Below are 229 nucleotides of genomic sequence, written 5' to 3' on the forward strand. Positions count from 1 at the left end.
TACTGGTAACCAGTAGTTTGCTTTTTCTGGGTCCAGCATCTGGTCCACACTTTGTGGTGAACAGTAACGTGCGTAGTACCAGCTTGATTCCAGAAAGGTATCAAAAGTATCTGTTTCGTGTGTTGCAGGTTGACCATGGTAAGTTGTTTTTGCCCACTCTAAAACTGCTTTGAATGGTGAAGTAATACCATTCAATATCACATCTTCAGGTAATACAACAGGTAATTGA

At 40.6% G+C, this 229-nt stretch carries 1 protein-coding gene; it reads right to left on the reverse strand.

Annotated elements, in window-relative coordinates; genetic code table 11:
• The coding region (locus V6256_RS15555) for a hypothetical protein (RefSeq protein WP_341599142.1) at positions 1-229 on the reverse strand (229 nt) is incomplete at both ends.

The sequence above is a fragment of the Psychromonas aquatilis genome, from assembly GCF_038155185.1.
Lineage (GTDB): Bacteria > Pseudomonadota > Gammaproteobacteria > Enterobacterales > Psychromonadaceae > Psychromonas > Psychromonas aquatilis.